Source organism: Gryllotalpicola sp. CP2-P1, from assembly GCF_057512245.1.
The window spans coordinates 1-2,066 of sequence record NZ_JBLRDT010000315.1 but is presented as its reverse complement, the minus strand read 5'-3'; the positions used below and the strand labels follow the sequence as shown (position 1 = coordinate 2,066).

The window sequence follows — 2,066 nt, the reverse complement described above, 5'->3', positions numbered from 1 at the left end:
CAGGACGACCTGGGGCTGGTGCTCGCTCACCGCGAGAACGGCGCCGTCGACGTCGCCCGCCTCGCCGATGACGCGCACGCGGTCGTCGAGGTCGGCGCGCAGACCGGAGCGGAAGATCGAATGGTCGTCGACGACCACGACGGTGACCGGCTCGCTCACGTCTCGTCCCTTCGTTGCCCGTCGAAGTGCAGGTGCACTTCCGTGCCCACGCCGCCCGCGCCCGGGCCGACGACGGCGGAGCCGCCCGCGCGGCGCATGCGGCCGATGATCGACTCTCGCACCCCGAGGCGGTGCTCCGGAACCTGCGCGGGGTCGAAACCCGGGCCGCGGTCGCGGACGAAGACGTCGGCGCCGGACTCGGAGCCCTCGATGTAGACCGACACGTCGCCGCCGGCGTGGCGCGCGGCGTTCAGCATCGCCTCGCGGCACGCTGCCGCGAGCTCGCCGCTCGAGCGCTCGGTGCTCTGCCCGACCGCGACCACGTCGAAGCGCACGGGGTAGTCGAGTTCGAGGGCGGCCGCGTAGTCCTTGAGGTCGGTGGCGAGGTCGCTGTCTGCGGTGCCGACGCCGGCGTAGAGCCACTCGCGCAGCTCGCGCTCCTGAGCGCGGGCGATGCGCGCGACCTCGCTCGACGCACCCGCACGGTTCTGGATCAAGGCGAGCGTCTGCAGCACGGAGTCATGCAGGTGAGCGGCCATCTCTGCGCGCTCCTCTTCGCGGACGCGCTTCGTGCGCTCGGCCATGAGCTCCTGCCAGAGCCGGATCGCCCACGGCCCGAAGACGCCGACCGCCGCGAGGAGCACGGCGAGGGTGAAGAGGAGGCCGGAGACGACCCCGCCTGCACGTTCCCAGACGAGCAGCAGGACGAGGGCGGCGACGAGGCAGGCGACCACCCCGACCCAGCGCAGAGGGATGCGGTGCCTCACGGGAGGCGCCGCGGCACCGGCATCCGCCACCGGGTCCTCGACGGGCACCGTCGCCCACAGCCAGGCATAGAAGAGGACGCCCGCTCCACCGAGCAGGCTCGTCGCGACGAAGAGCCAGCGCACCGCCGCGACCGACCAGCCGAGGTGACGCGACAGGCCGACGCTGACCCCGCCGACCACGCAATCGCGCGGGCGCAGCAATGGCACGCGGCGCGGGGCGGGAATCGAGCTCATGCAGGAATCAAACCATTGCGGAACGCACCCTGAGCCGCGTGCGGCGCGTATTTCAGGGTGCGGTCAGGGCAGTCCCGCATGGTCACGGGGACTTCCCGGCGGGACCATCGAAGTGTGACGAACCAGACCTCGACCCCGACCCCGCCGCCGAACGCCGAGCGGCCCGAATCCAACCGATTCTTCGCCTGGCTGCGCGGCCTCGGCGTGGTGCGCGCCGACGGGTGGATCGGCGGCGTGTGCGGCGGCATCGCCCTGCGCACCGGCCTGGACCCCCTGATCGTGCGCGGCATCGCGGTCGTCGTCGCCATTCTCGGCGGGCCGGCCCTCTTCTTCTACGCGGCGGCCTGGCTGCTGCTGCCGGACACGCACGGCGAGATCCACCTCGAGCGGATGCTGCGCGGCGTGTTCGACGCGCCGCTGATCGCGATCGGCATCCTTGTGGTGCTCACCTTCATTCCGTTCTCGCACGGGGTGTGGTGGGTCGGCGACAACCTCTCCGACTCCGCATGGTGGATCGCGGCCCCGGCCGTCGTGCTGCGCGTCCTGTGGAACCTCGCCATCATCGGCGCCATCGTGTGGTTCGTCGTGTGGCTCGTCGGCAGGGTGCGCAACACGCCTCGCGGCGAGCGCCCGAACTGGACCCGGCCATCCCAGGCGCACCACGGGCAGCAGGCGCAACAGGCGCAGCAGGAGCAGCAGGCGCAGCGCAGCGCCCCGCCCACGGCGGAGACGTCGTCGGCGCAGGCATCCGCTCAGCCGAGTCAGGACGAGCCTCCGGCGGCTCCTGCCGCGCCCGGTGCGGGCGCGACCAAAGACGACGTGACCGAGTGGCGCGAGCGCTACGCCGCCTGGCGCGAGCAGCATCGCGCCTGGCAGGAACAGCAGCGTGCACAGCTGCGCTCGGCG

The 2,066-nt window shown here is 72.5% G+C and carries 2 protein-coding genes; one reads left to right on the top strand and one right to left on the bottom strand.

Annotated features, from left to right (window positions below; translation table 11 throughout):
- Nucleotides 1-155: 155 nt before the first annotated feature.
- The gene (locus ACM2XV_RS14675) at nucleotides 156-1,160 is read right to left on the bottom strand and encodes an ATP-binding protein (protein WP_487027468.1); all 1,005 of its coding nucleotides are present in this window, start codon (nucleotides 1,158-1,160) and stop codon (nucleotides 156-158) included.
- A 114-nt stretch (nucleotides 1,161-1,274) separates the two neighbouring features.
- Between ACM2XV_RS14675 and ACM2XV_RS14670 the strand changes: the two genes are divergently transcribed.
- The coding region (locus ACM2XV_RS14670; protein ID WP_487027467.1) for a PspC domain-containing protein at nucleotides 1,275-2,066 on the top strand (792 nt) is incomplete at its 3' end.